At 47.5% G+C, this 24104-nt stretch carries 20 protein-coding genes and 1 pseudogene; 12 read left to right on the top strand and 9 right to left on the bottom strand.

Features of this window, described 5'->3' with window-relative positions; translation table 11 throughout:
- Positions 1-14 precede the first annotated feature (14 nt).
- Genes hutH through EII41_RS04305 form a run of 4 tightly spaced genes read left to right on the top strand, consistent with a single transcriptional unit; the run spans position 15 to position 4397 of the window.
- The gene (gene hutH, locus EII41_RS04320; RefSeq protein ID WP_124789588.1) at positions 15-1568 is read left to right on the top strand and encodes a histidine ammonia-lyase; all 1554 of its coding nucleotides are present in this window, start codon (positions 15-17) and stop codon (positions 1566-1568) included.
- Positions 1565-1936 (top strand): hypothetical protein, encoded by a 372-nt coding sequence (locus tag EII41_RS04315; protein ID WP_124789566.1) that lies wholly within the window; start codon positions 1565-1567, stop codon positions 1934-1936. Before hutH ends, EII41_RS04315 begins: the two co-directional genes overlap by 4 nt.
- Before the next feature lie 12 nt (positions 1937-1948).
- Entirely contained in the window at positions 1949-3268 is a 1320-nt protein-coding gene (locus EII41_RS04310; RefSeq protein WP_124789565.1) for a phenylacetate--CoA ligase family protein, read from the top strand.
- Positions 3258-4397 (top strand): acyltransferase, encoded by a 1140-nt coding sequence (locus EII41_RS04305; protein ID WP_124789564.1) that lies wholly within the window; start codon positions 3258-3260, stop codon positions 4395-4397. The genes EII41_RS04310 and EII41_RS04305 overlap by 11 nt, the downstream gene beginning before the upstream one ends.
- Before the next feature lie 445 nt (positions 4398-4842).
- Here EII41_RS04305 and EII41_RS04300 read toward each other — a convergent pair whose 3' ends face one another.
- The gene (locus tag EII41_RS04300) at positions 4843-5436 is read right to left on the bottom strand and encodes a 30S ribosomal protein S16 (protein ID WP_124789563.1); all 594 of its coding nucleotides are present in this window, start codon (positions 5434-5436) and stop codon (positions 4843-4845) included.
- A 185-nt stretch (positions 5437-5621) separates the two neighbouring features.
- Between EII41_RS04300 and EII41_RS04295 the strand changes: the two genes are divergently transcribed.
- Positions 5622-6452 carry a tetratricopeptide repeat protein gene (locus EII41_RS04295; protein WP_124789562.1) on the top strand — a complete coding sequence of 277 codons (831 nt, stop codon included), beginning with the start codon at positions 5622-5624 and terminating at the stop codon, positions 6450-6452.
- Positions 6453-6464: 12 nt separating this feature from the next.
- On the opposite strand, the gene EII41_RS04290 is transcribed toward EII41_RS04295, so the two are convergent.
- The 3 genes from EII41_RS04290 to EII41_RS04280 form a co-directional block, all read right to left on the bottom strand.
- A complete protein-coding gene (locus tag EII41_RS04290; protein WP_124789561.1) occupies positions 6465-6926 on the bottom strand; it encodes a methylglyoxal synthase in 462 nt (153 codons plus the stop codon).
- A gap of 65 nt (positions 6927-6991) precedes the next feature.
- Entirely contained in the window at positions 6992-7900 is a 909-nt protein-coding gene (locus EII41_RS04285) for a hypothetical protein (RefSeq protein WP_124789560.1), read from the bottom strand.
- A gap of 288 nt (positions 7901-8188) precedes the next feature.
- Positions 8189-8788, bottom strand: a complete 600-nt coding sequence (locus tag EII41_RS04280) for a porin family protein (protein WP_124789559.1) — start codon at positions 8786-8788, stop codon at positions 8189-8191.
- Between the two features lie 162 nt (positions 8789-8950).
- Between EII41_RS04280 and dnaE the strand changes: the two genes are divergently transcribed.
- The 7 genes and pseudogenes from dnaE to EII41_RS04245 all read left to right on the top strand — a co-directional run.
- Positions 8951-12736 (top strand): DNA polymerase III subunit alpha, encoded by a 3786-nt coding sequence (gene dnaE / locus EII41_RS04275; protein WP_124789558.1) that lies wholly within the window; start codon positions 8951-8953, stop codon positions 12734-12736.
- A gap of 29 nt (positions 12737-12765) precedes the next feature.
- A complete protein-coding gene (gene trxA / locus EII41_RS04270) occupies positions 12766-13080 on the top strand; it encodes a thioredoxin (RefSeq protein ID WP_124751785.1) in 315 nt (104 codons plus the stop codon).
- A 153-nt stretch (positions 13081-13233) separates the two neighbouring features.
- Positions 13234-13647 carry a Fur family transcriptional regulator gene (locus EII41_RS04265; RefSeq protein WP_124789557.1) on the top strand — a complete coding sequence of 138 codons (414 nt, stop codon included), beginning with the start codon at positions 13234-13236 and terminating at the stop codon, positions 13645-13647.
- Positions 13648-13779: 132 nt separating this feature from the next.
- The gene (locus EII41_RS04260; protein ID WP_185711824.1) at positions 13780-14304 is read left to right on the top strand and encodes a DUF4943 family protein; all 525 of its coding nucleotides are present in this window, start codon (positions 13780-13782) and stop codon (positions 14302-14304) included.
- A gap of 658 nt (positions 14305-14962) precedes the next feature.
- On the top strand, positions 14963-16294 hold the full coding sequence (locus EII41_RS04255) for a DNA recombination protein RmuC (protein WP_124789555.1): 1332 nt from the start codon (positions 14963-14965) through the stop codon (positions 16292-16294).
- Between the two features lie 47 nt (positions 16295-16341).
- Positions 16342-17247, top strand: coding sequence for an MBL fold metallo-hydrolase (locus EII41_RS04250; protein WP_260425475.1), 906 nt, complete (start codon positions 16342-16344; stop codon positions 17245-17247).
- Between the two features lie 91 nt (positions 17248-17338).
- A pseudogene (locus tag EII41_RS04245) lies at positions 17339-18721 on the top strand (DUF4419 domain-containing protein); the annotation flags it as partial.
- Between the two features lie 411 nt (positions 18722-19132).
- On the opposite strand, the gene EII41_RS04240 reads toward EII41_RS04245, so the two are convergent.
- From EII41_RS04240 to EII41_RS04220, 5 genes are all read right to left on the bottom strand, one after another.
- Entirely contained in the window at positions 19133-20341 is a 1209-nt protein-coding gene (locus tag EII41_RS04240) for an ROK family transcriptional regulator (protein ID WP_124751272.1), read from the bottom strand.
- 241 nt (positions 20342-20582) lie between these two features.
- Positions 20583-20936, bottom strand: a complete 354-nt coding sequence (locus EII41_RS04235) for a MarR family transcriptional regulator (protein ID WP_124789586.1) — start codon at positions 20934-20936, stop codon at positions 20583-20585.
- Between the two features lie 17 nt (positions 20937-20953).
- Positions 20954-21412 (bottom strand): thioredoxin, encoded by a 459-nt coding sequence (gene trxA, locus EII41_RS04230; protein ID WP_124751271.1) that lies wholly within the window; start codon positions 21410-21412, stop codon positions 20954-20956.
- A gap of 8 nt (positions 21413-21420) precedes the next feature.
- Positions 21421-21621 (bottom strand): hypothetical protein, encoded by a 201-nt coding sequence (locus tag EII41_RS14515; RefSeq protein WP_124751270.1) that lies wholly within the window; start codon positions 21619-21621, stop codon positions 21421-21423.
- 16 nt (positions 21622-21637) lie between these two features.
- Positions 21638-24082: an FAD-dependent oxidoreductase gene (locus EII41_RS04220; protein ID WP_124789553.1), complete on the bottom strand. Its 2445-nt coding sequence runs from the start codon at positions 24080-24082 to the stop codon at positions 21638-21640.
- Positions 24083-24104: the final 22 nt, after the last annotated feature.

Below are 24104 nucleotides of genomic sequence, written 5' to 3'. Positions count from 1 at the left end.
GAGAATGTATGGAGATGGAAAAAACCGTTACGTATCAATCGGAGAAGGGTTTTTCAATACACGACGTGGAGAGGCTGCTGTTGGAGCAGAGCCATCTAAAACTATCCGCAGAATCGTTGCAGAAAGTAGAACGTTGCTTTACTTTTTTATGTGATTTTTCGACCGATAAAGTGATTTACGGCATCAATACCGGTTTCGGTCCGATGGCGCAATATCGCGTGGACGATAATTTCCTGAAACAACTGCAATATAATATCATCCGCAGTCACTCGACGGGAGCCGGCGAACCATTGGCTCCGATCTACGTGAAAGCAGCCATGATCGCAAGGTTATCGACCTTTTTACAAGGCCATTCCGGCGTACATACCGACCTCGTCCGACTGCTGACCGAGTTTATCAACCGCGACATCTGCCCGTTCATTCCCGAACACGGGAGCGTAGGAGCAAGTGGCGACCTCGTACAGTTGGCACATATTGCCCTGACCCTGATCGGCGAAGGTGAAGTTTTCTACGAAGGCAAGCACCGGCCAACGGCCGAAGTGATGCAGAAAGAAAAACTCGCTCCCCTCAATATCTACATTCGGGAAGGGTTGTCGGCCACGAACGGCACCTCGGTCATGACAGGCATCGGACTGGTGAACCTGATTTATGCCAAGCGACTACTGAGCTGGTCGATCGCCGCCTCGGTGATGATGAACGAGATTGCATCATCATACGATGACCTGATGTCGCCCGCGCTGAATGCGACTAAACGACACGAAGGACAGCAGGAAATCGCCCGCGCGATGTGCCGGTGGGCGGCGGGAAGCCAAGCGATGCGTAAACGTGAGATTGAAATGTTTCAACGACATACCGAAAAAGTATTCAGACACAAGGTACAGGCCTACTATTCGCTGCGTTGTGTACCACAAATATTAGGTCCGGTATGGGATACGATCGTACACACAGAAAAGGTGCTCGTTGACGAGCTGAACTCGGCTTGTGACAATCCGATCGTAGACCCGGAGACACAATACGTCTATCACGGCGGCAACTTCCACGGCGATTATATTTCGTTCGAAATGGACAAGCTGAAGATTGCCGTGACCAAAATGACGATGCTGGCGGAACGACAGCTCAACTATCTGTTTCATAATCGAATTAACGACGACATTCTGCCACCGTTCGTGAATCTCGGCGTGCTGGGGCTGAACTACGGTTTGCAAGCCGCGCAGTTCACGGCCACGTCGACAACGGCCGAATGCCAAACGCTCTCTAATCCGATGTATGTACACAGCATCCCGAACAACAACGATAATCAGGATATCGTCAGCATGGGCACCAATTCTGCCTTGATGGCAAAAACGGTTATTGAAAACGGTTATCAAGTGATGGCAATCCATTTCATGGCGCTTGTGCAAGCCATCGACTACCTGAAACTGCAACCGCGGATGGCGGAAAAAACGCGCGCCGTTTACGACGAAATCCGCTCGTTCTTTCCCGTATTTACGGACGATACCCCGAAATACCGGGAGATCGAAACGATGGTAACGTATTTAAAATCTTCAGAAGAAAAAGATAAGGCATGAAAGTTCCCGAAAAATATTACGACGAAATATTCGAATTTAACGGGCAGTGGGATATGTTGTCGAAATGTGGTCTCAAAATTCTCGATAAGGGAGGGAAAAAGACGGTCATCGTCACCGAGCTATATCAGGACAACCCCGGCACTTCGGTTACGTATGCGGGATATGCCTTAGCTCGTCAGATATGCGAACGCAAAAATCTCGACTTAAACGACATCTGTTATCTGGAATGTAACCCCGATACGCAGTCGAAGCTCTCGTTCTACGACGAGGAGTATTTTGAAGTGACCTTCCCCGAAGCAACGGGAGGGAACGGCCGGGCAACTTACCGCCAACTATCGAAAGACGAAGTCATGGCTCTATTCGCATAACCCGTCAAACGCATGAATATCAAGCCCAGCATAGAGACGCAACCGGCCTCAGTCATCAAACAGTTTCAGGAAACGAAGCTGACAGTCGCTTTAGCCTATCTCTCCGATCATTCGGCTTTCTACCAACGGATGTTCCATGAACATCGCATCGATATAAAGAAAATCAGGACGCTGGAAGACCTGACAACGATTCCGTTTACAGACAAATCCGATCTCCAGACATATAACAAGGATTTTATCTGCGTACCGCAACATAAGATCGTGGACTACATCACCACGTCGGGTACGCTCGGCGATCCGGTGACGTTTGCCATGACGGATGCCGACCTCGACCGACTGGCCTACAACGAACAAATCTCTTTCCAATGTGCCGGTGCCAAGCCGGGGGATATCTTCCAGCTGATGACGACCATAGACAAGCGGTTTATGGCCGGACTGGCGTATTTCCTCGGTATACGCAAACTGGGAGCGGGTATCGTTCGTGTCGGGAACGGTATCCCCGAACTGCAATGGGACACGATCCGACGCATCTGCCCCGACACGATTATCGTTGTGCCGTCATTTATCCTGCGCATCATCGAATATGCCGAAAAGCACGGCATCGATTATCGCCGTTCGAGTGTACGGAAAGCTGTCTGCATCGGTGAGAACCTGCGCGAACAGGACTTTTCACTTAACTTGTTAGGGCAAAGCATCCGCGAGAAGTGGGACATCGAACTGTATTCGACATACGCTTCTACCGAGATGGCCACCACTTTCACCGAGTGTCATTGCGGATGCGGCGGGCATCATCACCCCGAACTGATTATCTGCGAATTGATCGGTGAAGACGGGATGCCTGTCGAGGAAGGGGAAGAAGGGGAATTGGTGGTGACGACACTGGGTGTCGAAGGGATGCCGCTGCTGCGTTTCAAGACGGGCGATCTGGCACGCTTCCACCGTGAGCCGTGCCGCTGCGGCCGCACAACCATGCGTGTTAGCCCCATCATCGGACGACGCAACCACATGGTCAAATACAAAGGGACCACCCTCTACCCGCCCGCCGTCTTCGATGTATTGGATCAGACGCCTTACGTCGAGAACTATGTGATGGAAGTCAGCGATAACGAGTACGGAAACGACCGGATCGTCGTCCGGATCGGACTGCGTGAACAGCCTTCGTTCGATGTGACAAAAGAATTGAAAGACCGCTTCCGCGCCCGCATACGGGTAGCCCCGGAGATCGAGATCGCCGAAGTCGGAGAGATACGACGCATCAATTATCCGGACATGAGCCGCAAACCTGTAAAATTCATCGACAAACGCAAACACACAGCGAATCATGCACCATAAATTCGACGATATCCGCCCTTTCTGCACCTCGGAAATACCGGAAGCGATGCAGGTCATTGCCGAAAGCGAGCATTTCGAACTACTCGCACGCTATATCTTTCCCGACAGAGACATCGAAGAAGTGCGTGAGATGATACGAGCCATCCGGACAACCGACGAATTTCAAATCAACGTGATGTACTACGTGAACGAACAAATCGTTCGCCGCTCGATCACCCAACTGACACAAAACAGTTTCGCCCACCTCGATCCCCAAAAACAGTACCTTTTCGTCTCCAACCACCGTGACATCATGCTCGACTCGTCACTGCTCCAGTATATCCTTCATATCAACGGTTTCCGTACGACGGAGATCACTTTCGGCAGCAACCTGATGCGGGGAGCGCTCGTCACCAACATCGGACGAGCCAACAAAATGTTTAAAGTGATACGTAGCAGCAACCTCCATGACTTCCTGAAGAACTCGATGCACCTCTCGGAATATATCCGCTACACCCTCACGCAGAAAGACGAATCCATCTGGATCGCACAGCGAAACGGACGCACGAAAGACGGTCATGACGCAACGGATCAAGGGATTATCAAAATGTTTTGCATGAGTGACAAGTCCGACTTAGCCCATTCTGTCGGAGAACTGAATATCGTGCCCATGGCTATTTCGTATCAGATCGAACCGTGCGATATCCTCAAGACACGTGAGCTGTATCTCTCACGAGATGGTGAAAAATACGTCAAGCAGCCGGATGAAGACTTGAACAGCATCCTCACCGGCATCACGCAACCTAAGGGACACGTACATATCAGCCTCGGTGAACCGATCACATACGAGCAGCTCCCATTCGATCACCGCCATGCCAACGAATTTTATAAAGGGGTTGCTTCGTTGATCGATCAGCAAATCTACACGCACTACAAGCTCTACGATAACAACTACATCGCGCATGACTTGCGCAGCGGCACATCGACCTATGCCGACCGCTACACCCTTGAAGCAAAGAAGACTTTCGAAGAGCGCTGCAACGCAATGTTGCAACAACTCGAAGGAGACCGAGACACGCTACTCAACATTTTCCTCGGCATTTATGCCAATCCGGTAGAGAACGCACTCTCTTGTCCTGAAAAAGGTTAACAGTTAATGGCGCACCTCCTCTACATGTCTGATTGTATTTGATTTGCATAAGCCTTGGTAATTGACAATTAAACGCCCCTCGGCATTTCATCCCTCCGAACCAGATGATAGGTAACGATTACCCTACCCTTGCGCAATGAAGATGAAATATCTCGGGTTTACACTCCTTACATGCCCCGGAAAGGATTTAATCAACTGATTTATTTATTGTTTATCGACTGACTGCTAATTGCAAATACAATTTGTAAAACCCGTAAAAAAACTTGTGATCAATCTGATGAGTGAATGCTGACTAATAGACGATGAAAGCTAAACAACTCAATATTTATAATGTGAAGGAGTAAAGATTCAACAAAAACAGCAAAGAGAAGAGCACGGAATGAAACAAAAAAAAGAGGGCATTTTAAATAAAATGTCCTCTTCTTATTTTCTGTGCGAAACGGATTTACTCGGCTTTCGGTGCTTCTTCAGCCTGAGGTGCTTCGGAAGCTTCTTCAGCCGGTGCGGTAACTACGGTTTCTTCCGCTGTTGCTTCTTCCGCAGCTTCTTCTTTAGCCTTTGCCTCGGCGGCGGCAGCCAACTCAGCCTTTTTCTTCGCTACCACTTCCGCTTTTGCCTTGTTCACTTCTTTCTCCGCATCCAGACGGGCTTTCACTACGGCTTTCGATTTTTCTCGTTCCGCATCTTTCACTTTCTGTAAAGAGAGTTTCTTCTCCGTCAGCCACGACTGGAACTTTTCCTCAGCTTTAGCCTCGTCGAATGCACCTTTCTTTACCCCGTCGAGCAAGTGCTTTTTCATGCACACGCCTTCGCGCGAAAGAATCATACGCGCCGTGTCGGTCGGTTGCGCGCCTGTCTGTAACCAATACAAAGCTCTATCGAAATTCAAATCTATTGTGGCAGGATTTGTGTTCGGATTATAAGAACCGATCCTTTCAATAAACTTTCCATCTCGTGGAGCCCTGCTGTCTGCAATAACGATCTGATAAAAGGCGTAGCTTTTACGACCGAATCTTTGCAATCTAATTCTTGTTGCCATGTTTGAATAATTAAATAAAACTTTGTTCGTAAAAAATTGAGCGGCAAAGATACGCATTTTTTTTATACCTCCGCCTCTTCCGACAGAAAAATCAGGCTTTTCGGTTGATAATTTATAACGAGCGTTTAACACGAAATTACGTCACGTTGTTGTAGCTTTGCGACGATAAAACGGAGATAACAGGTATGAAAATAAAAAGATGGAGCATGGTGTTCGGACTGCTACTCATAGCAGGGACGTTGCAGGCGCAGACGTATGAAGAAATGATTCGCAGAAGTTACGAGTACGCGGATCAGGGCGATTTGCCGGCAGCTGAGGAGGCGTTGAAGGCAGCCATGCATGCCGAACCGGCCAATAAGAACAACTTCGCCCTGCTCTCGAATCTGGGAACGATTCAGCGACAGCAAGGCAAAATGGATGAGGCGCTCGTGTCGTATGCGGCTGCGCTCACTCTGCAACCGAAGAACAAGTTAATTCTTTCGAACCGTGCGGAGCTTTATGTCGAAATGGGTGAGACAGAAAAGGCGCTGAGCGATTATCTGGCGTTGCTGCTTCTCGATCCACTCGATCTCGATGCGTATTACCGCCGCGGGATGTTATATATAGAAATGAAGGATTATATGTTGGCCGACGAAGATTTCGAGAAGATCATGTCGATCGACAAAGAGTCGGAGCAAGGCCGTTTCGGGTTTGCCGTACTTGATAAGGCACGTGGTAATTACGAAGACAGTGAAGCCATTCTCAACTACCTGATTGAGAAATCGCGAACTCCTCTCCCCTATTACGTAGAACGTGCCGAGCTATATTTTCTGATGAAAAAAAACACACGCGCCATGGCCGACTTGAACAAAATCTTTGCCGAAGCGAAAGACGTACCGGCACACTTATACGTCTTGCGCGGCAAGATTAAACTCGCGCAATTTGAGAAAGAATCGGCTGCAATCGATTTCAAAAAAGCGCTCGAACTGGGTTATGACAAAGCCGCAATCGACGAATTCATCAAAATGACTTTTTAGCGATATCCCGCTTTATACCGGATAGTTCTCTCGGTTAAACGGAGCATATTTCGGTTCCATCGGCTCATACGCGTCGTCGTCCCAAAGGCTGCTGGTAATCATCAAGTCAGCGCTGTAACGGTTGCACGCGATGGGTACGTTGTGAACGCGGCACTGTCGCAGGAGCATCTGGATGTCGGCCTCGTGCGGCTGCGGGTTGAGGTCGTCGATCAGGAATACGGCGAGATTGATCTCCTTGCGTACCACCATGGCGGCAATTTCGGTATCTCCCCCCATCGGGCCTGAGTGCATACAGCGGATGTTGCTGTATTCGATGCCCCGCTTTTCGAAGGCGTCGCGAATCAGCGTGCCGGTCGTGCCGGTGCAAACGAGGTTGTGTGCAGCCAGAAAGTCGGCGTTGAAGACGGCCCAGTCGATCATATCGACCTTACGGTTATCGTGTGCTACGAGTGCTATCGTTAATTTCTTTTTCATTATATCTTCAGTTTTTATATCGTCTTACGCGACAAATGTAGTGATTTTTCTGTTGTAGCGAAGTGCTATTCGTTATTTTCGCGAAGTAGGAAGCATAGATCGCGCACATCGGACAGCTTGGCTGTTTGAGGGGAAGCAAAGACGGCCGGTCGATGTACAACACCTCGTTCCACCAACTCGCCAAGGATGTCCCACATGACTTCGTGGTAGAAAATAACCATTGCTTCATGCGTATCGGAAAAGCCGTATTTGTGAGTGATGGCTTCGATATCGATCTTTGTTTGGAGCGCTTCTGTAAGTTTGTCGCTAATCGTCTCGGCAAAAACATGAATGCTGTTTGCTTCGGAATCTTCAATAATCGGGATGTTGATGGAACCATCCGGACGGATCACTCCGATTTCGGTAAAAAATGAGAATGCCGAAGGTTCGGAAACCTTATCGTTTGCATCGATTTCTTTCAAAAAAGCGTTCAGGTTCTTCGAGCTGAAAAGAGGGCTTGCCATACGAATCAGGTCGTCCGACCAATTGATTTTGAGCGAATACTTTCCGCGCGCGTTCATTGTATTTGTTCCGCATTGCAAGGTTTTTCGCTTGTTGTACAGTATCCAATAATTGCCCTCCCACGATTCGTGACTCTCTTTGTTGCGTCCGGTCACCATGTTTTCTTTTTCCATCACTTTCCAGATTTTTCCGTCGAGGACGTAAGAGAAAAGGAGGCTGAATGCATGATGGGGCATCCCTTCGGACGAAAGGTGCTCGACCAGATTTCGACAGTCGTCGACGATTTCGGGGACAAGTATTTTTCCGGTCTCGTATGAATCGGCTCGTAAGGCGCTTGTTTGCAAACTGTCGAGAATGGGGATCGTTGTCCGGTACGTGTTGCCATCGCGCTCGATCAGGCGTTGCGACTGTAAGAGCAGGATTTGGTTCTCGCTGTGTGGGATACCGGTGGCAGCAAGCTCCTCAAGTGTCATTGGGTGGCGTAGCACCAACAATATCTCGTAATTGTTGCTGTTTTTAACAACCTGACGAGGATGTAGAAATTGCACGGCGCAATAGCATATATCTTCGACACGATCGAAAGACGGAAAACGACCGGCGTTTTGCGCCAGGGTCAATTACACCCAACATAATAACATCACGGATAAAGAGGATAACTTTTTCATGATTTGTCTATTTATGTTATTGTCTTTTTATTGTAATCATGCTGTCCGGTACGATCATCTTCAGATCGGCTCTGACTTGATGCTTCGAGGTCGAAGTCATCGAAACCGGTAGCCGAACGAAAAAGTCACGTCGTTTTGATAAATCTGCGATTCAGACGGTTGCTTTTCCCGTAGTTTATTGATAAATCCCGTTTGGGCATATACGGAGAAGAAAACGCGCCGGTGCTCGACATAGAGTCCTGTTCCTGCACCAATGTCGAACGGTCTGAAATCGCGGGTTTTCCATTCGTGACGCTCCCGCTCTCGTGTGGAAACGGAGAAGAACGGGCCGGCTTGAATACCCATCTGCCAACTGCCGAGATTGATCTTATACACTAAATTAACGGGTAACTGAAGCGAGTAATAGTTGCATGTATGTTGCCCTTGTTTTCTGTTATCGTTGACCAAAAAGATATAGCCGTATGAGCCGCCCTGATTGACGAATGCAAGTTCCGGACAGATGGAAAATTTGCGTGAAAGCGGGATGTCGGCCAACCCGGCTACGCTGAATCCCAACCGGCCGCCATACGTGACTTGGTCGTCGACAATCTGCGTCAATGAGCTGTATGATAAACCCGCTCGGGCACCCCATGTAATCTTGGCTTCCATCGCCCACGAAAGCAGGCACATCATCAGTATTAATCCTCCTTTTTTCATCTTCTTTCATCTGATTTGCAAACAAAAGTACTATTTTTTCGAGACCCGACCTATTTATTACTAAAAAAAACGAGTAATGATGAAATTTCTTGCCGACTTCCGAAACATCTCTTATCTTTGAATCGAATTTAATCATCAATAATTGCATAGAGTGTAAAATTTATGATACCGTTTGTCCATTTACATGTACATTCACAGTATTCACTGCTCGACGGACAGGCTTCCATCGACGCGTTGATCGAAAAAGCGCAGAGCGATGGTATGCCGGGTATGGCGCTTACCGATCACGGAAGCATGTTTGGCATCAAAGAATTTTACAATAAAGTTCAGAAAAAAAACAGCAAACATCTTGCTACGATTAAAGACTGCGAAAGCGAGCTTCGGAAGTTAAACGATAAAGATAACCCGACAGCCGAAGAAACGGATCGTATGCAAAAACTTTCGGAGAAGATACATGAGAAAAAAAGAGAAATCTTTAAACCGATCTTAGGTTGTGAGTGCTATTGTGCTCGAAACGGACGCTTTAACAAAACGGCTAAAGAAGACCTCGGAGGGTGGCATCTGATTGTTCTGGCCAAAAATCTGAAAGGGTACAAGAACTTGATTAAGATGGTTTCGCTCTCATGGACGGAAGGATTTTATCGTAACCCGCGCATCGACAAGGAATTGCTTGAAAAGTACCATGAGGGGCTGATCATCTGTTCGGCATGCCTCGGAGGTGAAATCCCGCAGTTGATTATGCGAGACCGGAAAGAAGAAGCCGAAGCCTCGGTGCTTTGGTTCAAAAATCTCTTCGGCGACGATTACTATCTGGAGCTGCAACGTCACGAAACGCATGCGGCGAATGCCGACCAGAAGACTTTCCCGAAGCAGGTGGAAGTCAATAAGGCGCTGATTGAACTGGGACGTAAGCATAGCATCAAAATCATCGCGACGAATGATGTGCATTTTGTGAACGAAGACGATGCCGAAGCGCACGATCGCCTGATCTGCCTCAGTACCGGCAAAGATATCGATGATCCGGCACGAATGCGCTACTCCAAGCAGGAGTGGCTGAAAAGTACGGCCGAGATGAACTCGATTTTTGCCGATGTCCCCGAAGCCTTGAGCAATACGCTCGAAATTCTTGATAAGGTGGAGTTGTATTCCATCGATTCGCCGGCATTGATGCCTTTCTTCGAGATCGACCCTTCGTTTGGCACAGAGGAAGAGTATCGCGAGAAATATACGGCCAAAGATTTGATGGACGAGTTTAACGAGACGGACGCCGATGGCAAAGTAACGGATAATTATTTGCGTCTCGGCGGTTACGAGAAGGTGATCCGCATCAAACTCGAAGCGGACTACCTCGAGCATCTGACGCTTAAACGGGCTATAAGCCCGAACCGTTATGGCGAAAATATACCGGAAGAAGCCAAAGAACGTATCGATTTCGAACTGCAAACGATTAAAAGGATGGGATTCCCCGGCTATTTCCTGATCGTGCAGGATTTCATAACGGCTGCCCGTGAGATGGGGGTGTCTGTCGGACCGGGACGCGGGTCGGCTGCCGGATCGGTCGTCGCATACTGTTTGGGGATTACCGATATCGACCCGATCCGATACGATTTACTGTTCGAGCGTTTCCTCAATCCCGATCGTATTTCCATGCCCGATATCGACATTGATTTTGATGACGACGGGCGGGGCGAAGTCCTGAAATGGGTGACGGAAAAATATGGTCAGCAGCGTGTGGCGCATATCATCACCTACGGTACGATGGCGACCAAACTGGCGCTGAAAGATGTGGCGCGAGTCCAACAACTGCCCCTGAAGGAGTCGAATCGTCTGGCTAAACTCGTACCCGACAAGATTCCGGATAAGAAGCTTACGCTGAAGAATGCCATTGAGGCCGTACCCGAGTTGAAGGATGCGGCCAACAGCATGAATCCGATCCTGCGCGATACGTTGAAGTACGCTCAGAAACTGGAAGGCAATGTACGGAATACAGGTGTTCATGCCTGCGGTGTGATTATCGGACAGCAGGATATTTCCGATATTGTGCCCGTTGCCACGGCCGAAGATAAGGAAACGAAAGAGACCTTGCTCGTTACACAGTACGAAGGTTCGGTTATTGAGGAAACGGGGCTCATCAAGATGGACTTTCTTGGTCTGAAAACCCTGTCGATCATTAAAGAAGCGATCGAAAACGTCAAACAGACGACCGGCAAAGCCATCGATATTGATAAAATTCCGATCGATGACAAGCAAACTTACGAATTGTTCTGTCAGGGAAAGACCGTCGCGACGTTCCAGTTCGAGTCTGCCGGCATGCAAAAGTATCTGAAGGAATTGCAGCCGACCGAGTTCGAAGACCTGATCGCGATGAATGCGCTCTATCGTCCCGGACCCATGGATTATATTCCCGCGTTTATTGCGCGTAAGCATGGCCGGGAAGAGATCACCTACGACATTCCCGAAATGGAGCGTTATCTGAAAAATACGTACGGCATTACCGTTTATCAGGAGCAAGTCATGTTGCTTTCGAGGTTGCTCGCCGGCTTCACCCGAGGACAAAGCGATACGTTGCGTAAAGCCATGGGGAAAAAGCAGATTGACAAGATGAATGAGCTGAAAAGTAAATTCTTTGACGGCGGACAAAAAAACGGGCATAATGTAAAAACGCTTGAGAAGATTTGGGCCGACTGGGAGAAGTTTGCCTCTTACGCGTTCAATAAGAGTCATGCTACGTGCTATTCGTGGGTGGCTTATCAGACGGCGTATCTGAAAGCTCATTATCCGTCGGAGTTTATGGCCGCCGTGTTGAGTCGTAACCTTTCGAACATCAAGGAAATTACGAAAGCGATGGACGAATGCAAGGCCATGAAAATTCAGGTATTGGGGCCGGACATCAACGAGTCGCACCGTAAGTTCGGGGTGAATACGAAGGGAGACATCCGATTCGGGCTGGTGGCCGTTAAAGGAGTGGGAGAAAGTGCGGTGCAGGCCATTATCGAGGAGCGTGACAAACGTGGGCCTTACAAGGATATTTACGATTTCGTCGAACGCGTCAATTTGAGCGCATGCAACAAGAAAGCTTTCGAAAGTCTTGCACTGGCCGGGGCATTCGACGCGTTAAACGTGGCACGTGAACCGTTCGGAATGCCGAACGAGAAGGGTGAGACTTTTATTGATGTTATTATGCGCTACGGAACAAAATACCAGACGGATAAACAAATGTCGTCCGCCTCGCTGTTCGGGGATGATCATGCGATACAGATTGCACGTCCCGAAATTCCGAAATGCGAGTCGTGGAGTGTGCTGGAACGACTCAATCGGGAGAAAGAGCTTATCGGCATTTACTTGTCCGCGCATCCGCTCGACGAATACCGCATCATCCTGAATCACGTCTGCAACATGACGATGAAAGATGTGGACAGCCGAGAATGGGAAGATTTTCAGAACAAGGAACTTTTACTTGGCGGTATCGTGACGGGCTATCGTGAAGGAATCACGAAGAACGGAAAGCCTTACGGTATCCTCAAGATCGAAGATATGTCGGGCAGCGGAGAGATGCCGCTTTTCGGCGACAATTATATTAATTTCAGCAAGTACGGCAAGGAAGGGCTTTATCTTTATATAAAAGCGGTGGTTCAGCCGCGAAGATGGAAAGAAGCCGAGCTTGATTTTAAAATCAACTCGATTCAACTGTTGCAGGACGTGAAAGATTCGTTGATTCACTCCATCAGTATATCGATCCCGATCGCTGATTTGAATGAGGAGGTGATCAGCGAATTGTCCGCCTTGATGAAAAGCAATCCGGGCAAGACGCAGTTGTTTTTCAACGTCACCGGAAGCGACCATGTGGCACTGAATTTCTCGTCGCGCGACATCAGGCTGAACGTAACGCAAGAATTGCTGAATTTTATCAACGATTCGGATCATTTGGATTTTACGATCAATAAATAATTTTTCAACCAATTAAAAACAATAGAGTTATGGCATTAACAGTAACAGATGCGAATTACAAGGAAGTATTGAATGCAGGGAAACCTGTAGTATTGGATTTTTGGGCAGAGTGGTGTGGTCCCTGCCGGATGGTAAGTCCCATCATCGATGAGTTGGCTGCCGAATACGAAGGCCGCGTGACCATCGGAAAAGTAAACGTCGACGAGAATGACGATGTGGTTTCCGAATACGGAATCCGCAACATTCCTACGATTTTACTCTTCAAGGACGGCCAACTGGTCGACAAGCAGGTAGGCGCCACGCAGAAGGGCGCACTGGCCGAGAAGATTGACAAACTGCTCTGATCAGTTTTTTTGATCACGAGTCCGGGCTACGCTATTCATGAGCGTTTGCCCGGACTGAGTTCCGTTTCATTGAAAATTATCCGGATATATTTGACCAGATTGTTTTTTTACCCTACCTTTGTGTCCATTACAAACTTAGATAAGCCGCGCAGCATGAGATCAACGCAACAATATCTGCTGGCACATGGCATCAAGCCATCTGTTCAGCGCATAGCCATTATGGAATTTCTGTTTAAACACCAGACGCACCCGACAGTCGATGAGATCTATACGGAGTTGTTGCCGCACATTCCGACATTATCCAAAACAACCGTATATAATACCCTGAAACTTTTTGTTCAACAAGGAACGGCCACGCAGATTGATATTGATGAAAAAAATGCCCGGTTCGACAGTATCATGGAAGCGCATGGACATTTTCGTTGTAAGGCATGCGGGTGTATTATGGATATTTCGTTGCCCGAAATTCATCACCTACTCCCTAAAAATACAGACTTTTCGATCGATGAAGCCTATGTAAACGTAAAAGGTTTGTGTGCGGCATGCAAGTCCGGGCAATCCTGTTGAGTTATGGGCTGGCAGAAGATGGCTATGAAGGAGTATGTATTCGATTAAGAGTGGACTTGTTCGTTCCGATATGCTTATTATAAGAACACGACATCAGATAACAGATACGAATATATTTATAGAATGCAAATCATGAAAACATTGAAAATCTTATTTTTACTGCTTTTTTTAGTCGGGTTTGCCGGCTGTTGTAAAGAGGAGGCCGAGGAGATTGATAATCCGGCAGTAGAGGCTTTTGTCCAGCAACTGAGGACAAAAACGTATGAGGCCTCCATGAAACTTCCGCAATTTACCCATAAGGATATTCCCGCCTTGCTTCGGTACAGGAATGAGAAAGAGATGATTACTCATTTTCCCAGAAATCCGATTTCTTCTCTCGAACTCTCTGAATGCAAGTTGGGAATCTATATGTTGTGGACGATAGAAGGGATTCGAACCGAGACGATTAATCGGGACGGTCTGTTAGGTGGTTTTCCATCGCAGAATCCGCTGTTGGCTTTGCGGAATGATGCGGAATTAAAATTCGTGCGCACGGATGTTTCCCATCGTGAGGTTGCAAAGGCTTACGCAGACTGGTGGGAAAAGAATAAGGATAAAAGTGCAAAGGAGTTAAAAAAAGAAGACCCTCTAAAAAATACGGATTACCGTTGGTTTTAGGATTTTACCGTGCAGCATGAGATCAATGCGGTAATATCTGCCGGCACATGGCATCAGGCTTCTGTCCATCTCATAGCCATTTCCGGGCAAACTTCTTGAGCTTATCTGCTTGAGGGGGCTTGTTTCTTTATTACATAGTTAAGAATATATAACGCAGTCGGCTGTTTTGTTAACGCGGTCGACTGTTTTATAAACGCATTGTGAAGAATATATAACGCGGACGACTGTTTTGTTAATGCGGTCGACAGTTTTATAAACGCATTGTGAAGAATATATAACGCGGACGACTGTTTTGTTAACGCGGTCGACAGTTTTATAAACGCATTGTGAAGAATATATAACGCGGACGGCTGTTTTGTTAACGCGGTCGACAGTTTTACCAACGCATTGTGAAGAATATATAACGCGGACGACTGTTTTGTTAACGACGACGCTTGTTTCATTAACAACCGTGCTCGTATTATAAATAACGGCACTTGTTTTAATCATGACGATGCTTCTTCTATCAACACAGATGGTCATATTTTCTCCGGACTATTAAAATATTTCTCCGAACAGGCTGTTATGAATATTCGCGAAAGGTGTTTATCTTTGTACAATTCGAGAACTCGTCATGATGGATTGAAAATACATAGTGTAATAGAAAAAAACACCAAGAATGATTACGGTTTTAATAATCTTATTGATTGTGCTCGCGCTGATCAACATCTTCCTTACGTTGAGGAAGGGCGAGAACATTCGTGACGAGGAACTGGAGGAAAGACTAATCAAGATGGACGCCGATCTTTCGCGAATGGATCCGCTGATTCGCGATGAATTCGGCCGAAGCAGGGAAGAAAATCTGCGGGCGGCAAAAGAAAATCGGGCGGAACAGCGGCTTTCTTTGAAATCGTTCGAGGACAGTTTTATGCATCATGCGAAGGATTTCAATTCGTTTCAGAAAGAAAAGTTCGAGACGCTGATCACTCGGCAGGAGAGGATGAAACAGGACGTCGAGGGGAAGTTGAAAGAAATACGGGACACGGTAGAAGGGAAGCTGAACAGCATTCGCGAAGATAACAGCCGAAAACTGGAAGAGATGCGCAGAACGGTGGAAGAGAAACTGCAGGAAACAGTCGAGAAACGGTTTAACGAGTCGTTTAAGTTGATTAGCGAACGATTGGAAGAGGTACATAAAGGATTGGGAGAGATGCAATCGCTCGCTTCGGGAGTGGGGGATTTGAAAAAGGTGTTGACGAATGTGAAAACGCGGGGAAATTTGGGAGAGATACAGTTAGGAATGATTCTTGAGCAGATTTTATCGCCCGAGCAGTATGAGCAGAACGCAATCGTGAAAGAAGGTAGTCAGGAGAGGGTGGAATATGTAATCAAGCTCCCGAATCGTAACGACGAGGAGAAGAGTTTGCTGCTTCCGATCGATTCGAAATTTCCGAACGAAGATTATCAACGGTTGATCGAGGCGTATGAACGTGCGACGGATTTGAGTCCGAAAGAATTGGAAACGATTGCAAAACAGTTTGAGACTTCGATTAAAAAGAATGCGAAGAATATCCGGGATAAGTATATTCGTCCGCCGCTGACGACCGATTTCGCGATCATGTTTGTGCCTACGGAAGGTCTGTATGCGGAGATTTTACGTCGGACGGGGTTGTTCGAATCTTTGCAGCGGGAATTTAAAATTACGGTCGTAGGGCCTACCAATCTGGTGGCGTTTCTGAGCAGTTTACAGATGGGGTTCAAAACGCTGGCCATCGAAAAACGTTCGAGCGAGGTGTGGGAGATATTGGGCGCTGTAAAGACGGAGTTTGGGCGTTTCGGGACGATTCTGGAAAAGACGAAGAAAAAGTTGCAGGAAGCGACAAATGTAATCGACCGTGCGGGAGTAAGATCGCGAGCAATTGAGCGTAAGTTGAGAGCTGTACAGGCACTTCCGCAGGAGGAGTCGGTAGCGGTACTGGGTGAAGCGATCGAGACGGAAGAAGAGACGTGATTTTTGGATCAGATAAAAGTCAAACATATCATTAAATAATAAATACGATGAAAAAAACAGTTTTACTTATGGTTGTTATGCTGACAGCTCTCTCGTACAAAATGGCATCGAAGGAGCAGAGTTTCGATAAGCAGCATGAAATAGAAAAAAAGTATCAGGCAAAAGCTCCTCCTACTCAGTTCTTCGGAAAGGAAGCGTTTGATAAAACGAACGAAACGATCATCCGTTGGTTAGGCATGTCCGGTTTCCTGATTAACAGTCATGGCACTACGATGATGATCGATCCGGTTCTTAAAGATTTCGATATGCCTTTATTGATCGATATGCCGATTGAAACACATACGGTACCTCATTTGGATGCCGTCTTGATCACACACAGCGATAACGATCATTACAGTGTTCCGACTTGCACCGATTTAAAAAATGTTACGGACGTTTATCATTCAACCGAATATGTCGATTCAATTATGAAAAATCAAGGCTTACCTTCTCAGGGACATCTGATCGGCGACACTTTTTCGGTGAAAAACATCCGTGTTTCCTTAACCCCTGCCGATCATGCGTGGCAAAATGATTATCCCGAAGCCAGAAACGGCAGATTCTGGAAACAGGCAGACTGCGCAGGCTTCCGGATCGAGACGCCCGACGGATCCATATGGGCCACAGGCGATTCTCGCTTGATGCCCGAACATTTGCAAATGCCCGTACCGGATGCGATATTATTCGATTTTTCGGATAGTGAATGGCACTTTACGTTCGAAGGCGCGATTCGTCTGGCTAATGCTTATCCCGATACCCCTTTGTTGCTCCACCATTGGGGTTCGGTCGACGCACCCGATTTTACTCCTTTTAACGGCGATCCGGAGAAGCTGAAAGCAAGGGTAAAGAACCCCGAAAGAGTCGTTCTTCTGGCTCCCGGAGAACCTTATAGGCTTAGAAAACTTGATAAGTAAGACAACGCCTTCCCTTAAAAAGTAAAAAAGTCCGTTTTGCTTTTATCCGGGCATACGTTCTGATCTGTTAAACTCTTTAATCGTATAAAAAATGAAGCTATTATTTAAAATTATTTTGATTAGCATTTCAATGCAGGTATATGCTCAGCATGGAATAACTTTTAGTGTCGAAGAATTGTCAAAGCCGCGAGAACTTTTGTCTGTGCAATCGTATGAGGATATATATAAAAGTCTAATCTTAAAAGATGCAGGTTTTTCTCAGTGGGAGATTGAACAAAAAGGAATCGATTTTCAAGATTCGATCTTAGCAAAAAGTAAGGCACCGGACAGTCTGGTGAATTTCGGTTATCATTCATTTTTTCAGGGAATGTATCATGCGTATGCCCATCATCGTCCTTTTGTGCTATCGCCCGATATGGTCTGGCTGTTGATAAGTCAGGGATTTGCAAGACATGTAAATGCAAATCCGGAGACATTACGCGAAAAATTCGTCGATTTCTCGGATAAATCTACCTTGAAAGTGCTGGCCGAAAAGGATTTATTGAAAGATTCTATTGACTGGGAAGCGCTTTTTCCACAGTTTACGTCTCTGATCGCGACTTATACGGGAGAAGAATTGATACATACGTTGACTGCCGATTTTTCTACGACAACAGCCGTTGAAAAAGTAGCTTCCGAAATTACGATTATGGAAGCGACGGAGCCTTATTTTGAGTTTGTGGTTCTTTATATCGTCTGCGGTATTCCCGAAATAACGTTGCAGGGGACAACGGAAGACTGGCAGAAAATACTTACCAAAACGAAGCATCTCAAGAAGTATGATTTGGCTTGGTGGACCGACGAATTGGAGCCTGTTTTGGAAGAATTTGTCAAGGCTTCGCAAGGAAAGGTGGATACTGTATTCTGGAGAAACATGTTTAAGTGTCATTCTCAGAAAAAATATGGTTTGCCGGATGTGATTGATGGTTGGATCGTGAAATTTTTTCTATATGATAAATACGGTAAACGGAATAATTTGAATAAACTTATCGGAGGAGATAAATTACCTGAAGAAATGGTGAAAGTCGATCTGAAATACATCCGAAGATACGGCACTCATTCGGAGGAAACAATGCTGGAGCTATGGGCCGGCTTTATCGGACTGGAACAAAACGCGGAGACCTTTGCTCTTACCCCCAGAATCAGTTGGATGATTAAGAAGAAGGACGTGAATAACGAAGGGCTTCACAAAAAAATGGTCTCGCAAAATATTCCCGGAGAGGAGGGAATAAAAATAGAGATCGAAGAAGTTCCGGAACATTTGAAGAAGTTTAACGAAATCTATTCGTTACATCTTCGTTTTAGAAATCAAGTCTCGATACCGGAATGGCTGAAGGAAATAAGAATCGGCAGACTTCAGATAGACGGAAAGATAACCGATGAAGAAACGGAAAAAATACTCCGTTGGTTTCCTGATACGGAGCTAAAAATAAATCGCGAAGAGTATCATCAAGGGAAAAACGGATGGGTCTGCATTTCAGGGAATAAGATACCGGAAGAAGTGCTTAAATTAAAGGAAATCTGGATTCTTGAGATATGGGATGCGGAATATAAAGGAGAGAAACCTATATGTCCGGAGACTTTAAAGGGGAAAAAAATCGATCATTTGATATTCGTCAATGAACCCTCACCCGAAAATCTGAAGAAATGGGTGACATTCCTGCCCGAAACGAATATATACGTTAGGGGAAATCGAATCAATCATGCGCGTGAATAGAAAAAGACGATTGATTTTCAGAGAGGTTTGCGTACAGCCTTTGGTTGACTCTTTTCGTGTCTCGTTTGATCACTTAAGAGTCAACGTTCAGGCTTTCGAGTAAAACAAAATCGTGCGTTTGTCTCTCGTTCAAATCAGCCCAAGCATCTTACTGCGCGAGAGGAGGCAGGCGCCGATCACGCCGGCACGCTCTTGAAGACGGGAGAGCTTAATCTCCGTGTCCTGACTGACAAGATTCAGGGAGTATTTCTTGATGGCGCTTCGGATGGGCAGGCGGATATAGTCGCCGGTTGCGGCGAGTGCGCCCCCAAGTACGACAAGCTCGGGATTGAAAATATTGATCAGTCCGGCGATGCTTTTTCCGAGATTCAACGCGATCTGTTCGAGGATGTCGATACAAAGAACATCTTCTTTCCGGATGGCCTCGATCAGATCGGCCAGCGAGACGGGTTCGCCGCTTTCGAGGCGTGGTGCCAAAATGGTGCTGCTACCTTCCTTATGGCGTGCCACAAGGTGCCGGTAGAGCGCTGCCCCCGAAGCCTCGGTTTCGAGACATCCTTTTTTGCCGCAATGGCAGAGAATCTCGTTATCGAAAAGGCAGAAGTGTCCGAACTCGCCGGAGAAGCCCGATTTTCCGTAATAGAGGCGTCCGTCGACGATGATGCCGAGCCCCAGTCCCCACGTCAGGTTGAGGAAGAGGACGTTCTTCTCGCCCTGTACGACGCCCTGCATGTATTCGCCGTATGTCATCGCTCGCGAATCGTTCTCGACGTACGTTTTAATGCCGAGTATTTCTTCGAACAGTTCGGCGAGCGGCTTTTCTTCGAAATAAAAAATGCTGTAACTGTAGCCCGACATGGGATTGACGCGCCCCGAAATGTTTACGCCGATGGCCAATATTTTGGAACGAGGGATGGGCAGCACATTGATAAATTGGGCGATGATCTCGCACAGAACATCTAACGCTTCGCGTGTATTTTCGAGTTTATAGGGAACGTTTTCGTTCATCCTGAGGCGTCCGCCCTTGAAATCGACGGCTGCCAAATGCACGCGATCGCGCATCACATCGACTCCGATAAAGTAACCGGAATCGGGATTCAGTCCGTAGATGTTCGGCTTACGTCCACCGCTCGTGTCTTGCTTGCCAAAGTCCAGAATATAGCCGTCTTCCTGCAGTTCGCCGATAAGTTTGGTGACAGTCGGTACGCTCAGATCTACTTCTCTGCACAGTTCGGCGATTGTGGTATCGCCATTCGCAATATAATACTGAATGATTTTCTTCTTCAGCATCTCGGTCCGATTGTTACTCTCGGCAGTAATCAAAAACTTTGCTCCCATATCTTTCGATTGTCGCGCAAAAGTAAACACTTTATCTCCGACGTACAATTTTTTTCGGATTATTCGGTCGTTTTTGGGGCAGGATTTCCTTTCAAACCGAGCGTTTCGGTTTCTTCCGCGAGGTGACGTGTTATCGATTCTCCCAATAGAAAAAGCCTTTACGCCGGTCTCCATAATTGGAGCACCGGAGCAAAGGCCATGGAATGCGGATGCGAATAAGGTCTGTTGCTTTTCTCGTCTTTTACGAAGTAATGATTTCGTTCAGAGACTTCGGAATCTCGATTTCTTCGCAACAGATCGAAGCGATTCTTTCGTGTCCTTTTTCCGTCAGGACAAAGTACATCTGTCGTTTATCCGTCGTCCCGAGGATGCGGGTAATCAATCCTTTCTCCTCGACCGAGGCGATGACTTTCGACGTGTTCGAGGGAGTCAGTCCCAACAACTCGCCCAGTTCACCCGACGATAAACGCCCCGACTTATGAAGGGAGCAAAGAAGCATCCCTTCGTTGAGGCAGATCCCGTAGCGTTTCACGAAGCGCTGCTCGAAGGCGATGATGCTTCGCTGCACATCCCTGATTTTACATAATTTGTCCATGTTCTCCGGCATCGCACTTACTTTTTCAGCAGGATCTCGTCGATGGCTTTCTTCAATTCGGCTTTGCCCATGGCGCCCATGCTCATCTGAGGTTGCTCGTTCATCGGAACGAACAGTAACGACGGGATGGAACGGATGCCGAAGGCTGCGGCCAGCTCTTGCTCTTTCTCCGTGTCGATCTTGTAAATCACGATGCTGTCGCCATATTCGGCAGCCAACTCTTCGAGAATCGGAGCAATCATTTTGCACGGACCGCACCAGGAAGCATAAAAATCGATCAAAGCCGGCTTATCGCCCAGATATTTCCATTCCGACGGGTTCGTCTCATAGTTCGCTACTTTCGTTAAAAATTCTGCTTTTGTTAATTCTACTGTTTTCATTTTTTCTTCGTTTTCAGAATGATTATGTTTTGCTTCTTTGTTGCCGCAGGCGATCATCGCCACCGAGGCAAATAAAATTAAAAATAATTTATTCATTGGAGTGATTATTTAGATGGTTTGTTAAACATACTGAGTAACAGGCCGCCTGTGACAGCACCCCAAATGACACTGCCAATAGGCGACGCCGTGATGGGGCAAGTGCCACTTGCACAGCCTACGAATTTCCAATACAGGAATCCTCCCACACCTCCCAACAAGGTGCCGAGCAGGGTAAGCCCGTGTTTTTTTAATGATTTTGTTTCCATTGCTGTTATTATATATTTATATGAATAAGTTGACGTTGGCTTCTTCCGCGCGTTCCATGTAGGTGGCTACTCCGCCCACGGTGACTTCGTCGAGCAGCTCTTCGCGTTTCACGCCCATCACATCCATCGACATCTGGCAAGCGATAAACTCTACTCCAAGATCGATCGCTTGCTGACGCAACGTTTCGAGCGAGTCGATGCCTTTCCGCTTCATGATATGGCGCATCATCTTGTCGCCAATCCCGAACATACTCATCTTGGAGAGATGGAGCTTCAGGGAGCTGGACGGCAGCATCATCCCGAACATACGTCCGAAAATATCTTTTTTGACCTTCGGCTTCGATACTTTTTTGATGACATTCAGTCCCCAGAACGTAAAGAATATCGTTGTTTTATGCCCTGTGGCGGCCGCGCCTCCGGCCAGTACGAACGTGGCCAGCGCCTTGTCCAAGTCGTCGCTGAACATGATCAGGGTCTTCGACTTGCCATCGCACGACGTCACCGTCCGGCAAGCTTGTGATGCACCTTTCTCGATGACAACCGTATATTTGCCTTTCTCGTCTGCCATCGAAATCAGACGTTGCCCCGTCGTATTACACCATGCCTGAGCATCGCGGGCAAACCCGGGATCGGTGGCTACCATTTCAATGCGCTCGCCTTCGCCGATCGAATCGATGGCCTGTTTAAGTTTCATCACCGGTCCCGGACATTGCAGCCCGCAGGCATCGACCCGAACGACCTTCGTTTCATTCTTCACCTGAGTCTCTGTATTGATGTTCGTCTTCGAAGGTGTCGGCATCGGCTGATTGGACAAGGGCGCGATGCAGGTGGAATAAGTTTTGTATCCTCCCGAAAGATTCTTTACTCGTGCGAAGCCATGTGCCCGCAGGATTTGTTGCGCCAGATAGCCGCGAAGACCGACCGCGCAGAACGTATAAATCTCTTTGTCTTTGGGGATTTCGTCGAGACGGTCGCGCAAATCGTCGAGCGGGATATTTACAGCCCCTTCGATCGTTCCGAACGCATATTCTGCCGGAGTACGCGCATCGAGCAGGAACACCTTGTCACGGTCAGCTCGTACGACATCTCGCCATGAAACGACCGGCATCGTTCTGCTGACGATATTGTTCGCCACGTAGCCTGCGATGGCTATCGGATCTTTAGCCGACGAGAAGGGCGGGGCGTACGCGTGTTCGACTTTCATCAAATCGTAAATCGTGCCGCCGTTTTTGATCAGTAGCGCAATCTGGTCGATGCGTTTATCCACTCCTTCATATCCGACCGCCTGCGCACCGTAGAGTTCGCCCGTTTCAGGGTGAAACGTGAGCTTGACGGTCAAAGGCAACGCGTCGGGATAATAACTTGCGTGGGAAACGGAATGCGTCGTGGATCCGGCATAATCCATCTCCAACTGTTTGAGACGTTTGCCGGCCAGACCGGTCGAAGCAACCGTCAGATCGAAAACTTTCGCAATCGACGTGCCCATCGCACCTTCATATTTCGTTGTATTTCCGAAAACCATATTGTCCGCCACGATACGTCCTTGCCGATTGGCCGGATTGGCGAGAAAGTTCAGGTAAGGTTTGCCGGTCAGGGGATGTGGATATTCGATGGCATCTCCTACGGCATAGATGTTTTTTACCGACGTTTCGAGGTATTCATCTACGCGTATGCCTCCGGTCTCGCCGAGAGCTATTCCGGCCTTCTTCGCCAATTCGGTACGGGGACGGACGCCGATGGAGAGTATTACGATATCGGTCGTAAGCGTTTTACCACTCTTAAGGAGAACTTCGATCTTGTCTCCCTTGCGTTCAAAACCTTCGACGCTCTGCTCCAAGAAAAGCGATACTCCTTTTTGCAACAGATGCTGATGAACATGCGAAGCTATCGAAAAGTCGACGGGCGCCATCACTTGGTTACCCATCTCGACAACGGATACGTGCGCTCCTGTTTGATGCAAGTTCTCGGCCATCTCCAGACCGATAAATCCGGCCCCGACAATCACCGCGTTTTCTACCTTGTGCGAAGTGATGTACGCCTTGATCCGGTCGGTATCCTCCACATTCCGAAGCGTAAAAATCCCTTTGCTGTCGATCCCTTTCAACGGCGGACGGATGGCTGATGCACCGGGAGAAAGCAATAGCTTGTCATACGTTTCCGTGTAGGAAGAACCATCTGCACGCCGTATGGTCACTGTCTGTTTCGACGGATCAATCGCGACGGCCTCGTTTTCAACCCTTACGTCGATCTTAAACCGGCGACCGAATGATTCGGGCTTTTGCACAAACAGTTTTTCGCGCTCCCCGATTGTGCCGCCAATATAATAAGGTAGTCCGCAATTGGCGTACGAGATGTATTTTCCTTTTTCAAGCAGTACGATCTCCGCAAATTCATCCGCGCGTCGAATCCTTGCCGCCGCGGTCGCTCCTCCCGCAACTCCGCCTATAATCATGTATTTCATCTTGAATCAATATTCTATTTTA

Origin of the sequence: Tannerella forsythia (genome assembly GCF_003860135.1) — a bacterium.
Classification (GTDB): domain Bacteria; phylum Bacteroidota; class Bacteroidia; order Bacteroidales; family Tannerellaceae; genus Tannerella; species Tannerella forsythia_A.
The sequence above is the reverse complement of the archived record's forward strand: the minus strand, read 5'-3'. Positions and strand labels throughout refer to the sequence as shown.